3 protein-coding genes and 1 pseudogene are annotated in these 2,901 nt (G+C 68.9%); all 4 read right to left on the bottom strand.

The genetic code is table 11. The features are described 5' to 3' along the window. The coding region (locus NFX52_RS29645) for a TraB/TrbI/VirB10 family type IV secretion system protein (protein ID WP_252635973.1) at positions 1-973 on the bottom strand (973 nt) is incomplete at its 3' end. A gap of 2 nt (positions 974-975) precedes the next feature. Further along, on the bottom strand, positions 976-1,983 hold the full coding sequence (gene trbG / locus NFX52_RS29640) for a P-type conjugative transfer protein TrbG (RefSeq protein WP_252635972.1): 1,008 nt from the start codon (positions 1,981-1,983) through the stop codon (positions 976-978). After that, positions 1,980-2,687 (bottom strand): conjugal transfer protein TrbF, encoded by a 708-nt coding sequence (gene trbF / locus NFX52_RS29635; RefSeq protein WP_252635971.1) that lies wholly within the window; start codon positions 2,685-2,687, stop codon positions 1,980-1,982. The genes trbG and trbF overlap by 4 nt, the downstream gene beginning before the upstream one ends. An 11-nt stretch (positions 2,688-2,698) precedes the next feature. Continuing rightward, positions 2,699-2,901, bottom strand: a pseudogene (locus NFX52_RS29630) (P-type conjugative transfer protein TrbL); the annotation flags it as partial.

Genomic DNA, 2,901 nt, shown 5'->3' with positions numbered 1-2,901 from the left:
GCAGGCCGGCGCGCCCCGCCGGATCGGTGCCCACGAGGTTGTCGAGAGATAGCGACGAAGTGCCCGGCAGGACAATGCGGTTCCACACCATCTGCAACCGGCTCTGCCCATAGCTCACCTGGCTGTTGTAGCGACCCAGGATGCGCGAGCCCTGCGGGATCAGCAGGTGCTGGCCCGTGGCCGTGTCGTAGACCGGCTCCGTCACCGTGGCGACTACATCGCCCGGCAGGTCCGACTGGATTCCCGTCACCAGCGCAGCCGGAATCACCGTCCCTGCCATCACCTGGTAGGGAGAGGCAGGCATTTGCAGGTTTCCTGAATTCCGGGTTTCCGTGGAACCGCCTTTCAGGAAGGCTTCCTTCTGCTCCTGCCGGTTCTGAACGGCCGTAGGGTCCGCAGGCTGCGCCGCCGTCGAGGCAGGCCCCGCCGCCAATGGATCGAACCCCGCCAGCCCGGATGCCGCAGGCGCCGCCATCGCCACGGACTGCGCCGCACCCTGCCCCGCCTGCGCTACCCCCGTGCGGAAGAACACCGGAGAGCCCGCTGCCGCCTCGGCCTCCTTGCGCAGCGCATCCGCAGGATCATGCCCCGGTGGCGCATAGCCCGGCTCCACCGGCCCCTGTGCCTTCACGATGGCCGGGCCCAGGTCGCCCGGCAACGGCGGTCCCAGTCGGGGTACTTCTGGTGATCGCAGTCCGCCGTAGTCGGTCGGCAACCGGTCCAGCCCTTCGGACTTGGACACCCGATCGACGTTGTAAAGCTCCGAGGGATTCGCGCCACGCCGGTGGTTGCCCTGCAGCGACCAGATGGTGGCGCCCAGCACGGCCGCTGCCAAGGAGCCCACGAGAACCGCCAGCATGCGCCGGTTCAACCGCGTCACGGGTCGCGGCGCAGCGCGCAGCGCCACCGATTCGGGAGCAACCTTGGCGGGTTGCGGCGGGGTGGCGGCGTTGGAAGGGTCGCGGCTGTCCATGGTCAAAGCCGTCCACCCACACCGTCCGTGCGCTCAATGCGCACCACGTCGCCATCCCGGCCCCCGCCTCCACCCAGGCGCAGCTCGGCCGCGCCAAACAACCGGTCCACGATGTAGTACGGCGGCCGGAAGCGGTAGTTCACCAGCTGTCCGTCCCCTTGCGCCCCGATCACGAACAAGGGCGGGAGTTCGCCCTGTGCGATGCCTGCCGGGAACTGGATATAGACCTTCTCTCCATCATCGAAGGCGCGCAGCGGCTTCCAGGCCGGGTTGCCACTACCGATGGCGTAGCGGAAACGCAGTTTCTCCAGCGACAGGCCGCTTTCGATGGGCGCCGCCGCCTGGGCCGCCTGCGCCTGGCGCTGCAGGGCCAGCATCTTGTCCTTCGGGTACTCCCAGGACACCGAGGCCATCCAGGCCTTCTCGGTGGAGGTCAATTCGACCAGGTAGGTGCGCCGGCTCGTGGTGATCACCAAGTTGGTCTTGAGGCCCGAGCGGATGGGCTTGACCAGCACCTTCACGCGCAGCGTCTCGCCGCCCCCGCTGGCCGTGTCGCCCACGATCCAGCGCACGGTGTCTCCGGCGGCGACCGTGACCAGCTCCTCACCGGGCTGCAGTGCGATGGCCGTCACCCGGCCCGGCGCCGCATAGACTTGGTACAGCGCCCCGTCGGTGTAGGGCCAGACCTGGATGGCATTCACGTAGCCCTCGCGCGTGGGTGCCACGCGGGCCTCGGCATTGGCACGCGCCACCCGGGCCTTTTCGTCGTTGGGCTCGGGGGTGGATTGGGCCTCACCGCCCTTGGGCAGGGGCTTCATCTGGGCAGGCATAGGCAGCACCTCGGGCACGGCCACGACCTCGATGGGCTTGGGCGGCTCGGGCAAGGCCTGGGCCTGGACGGGCTCATCGAGCGTGATCGATGGGGGCGGCTTGCCCGGGGTTCCGCAGCCTGTGACCAGGACGGCCAGCAGGACCAGCGGCAGGGCGCGGTAGGGGATTCGTGCATTCATGGTTTTTTCACTCCTTCGCTGGCATCGAGTTCGCGGCTCCAGGACATGCCGTTGACGTAGATGCCCAATGGGTTCTTGCGCAGGCGCTCCTCGCTGCGCGGGGACTGCAGCACGATGGACAGCACGGCCGTCCAGCGCTCCAGCCCGGCCGCCTCACCGTTGACGTAGCGCCGCTCGGTCCAGCGCACCTGGAACGAGGCATCGCTGGCGCGCACCACGCTGTTGATGGCCACGGTCACCGAGTGCTGCCCGATGCGAGAAAACGGGTCCGCAACCCGCGCGTAGTCGTTCAGGGTCGCCGCCCCCTTGTCCGTGGTGTAGTCGTAGGCTTCGAGCCAGTTCTGTCGCACGACGATGGGATCGATGGACAGCGAGCGCACGTCCGTGATGAAGCGCGCCAGGTGAAACGCAATCTGCGCGTCGCTCGGCTGGTACGGCGCGGCCGCCTCGCCCACCGCGCGCACCTGCCCGGCCTGGTCCACCTCGATGACGTAGGGTGTCACGATGGACTGTGCCGAGCGCCAGACCAAGCCACCCGCCATGAGCAAGGCCAGGCTCAGGCAGCCAAAGGCCATCAGCCGCCAGTTCTTCGCCTGCACCCGGGCCGAGCCGATGCGCTGGTCCCAGGCCTGTCCGGCCGCCTGGTAGGGGGTGACGGGTTCGGGGGTTTCCGAATACCGCCGCTGGGGTCGTTGGAATCGCATGGCAGCCCTCATCAAGGATTGGATTCATCGCGCAGGCTCGGAGCAACACCGCCGCCCGCATGGTCGCCGGCACGGATGGCATGTACCGCCGTGGTGGCCGCCTGCGTGGCCTGCTGGCGCCGCCGCATGCGCCGGGCCCAGCCCGGCTCAGACACAGGCGCCGGGGGCGCCGCATCCTCAGCACCACCCACAGAAGCGGTCTCCCCAGAGGGTG

This window comes from Acidovorax facilis, from assembly GCF_023913775.1.
Taxonomy (GTDB): Bacteria; Pseudomonadota; Gammaproteobacteria; order Burkholderiales; family Burkholderiaceae_C; genus Acidovorax; species Acidovorax facilis.
Note: the sequence above shows the minus strand (reverse complement) of the source record. Positions and strands in the feature narration are given on the sequence as shown.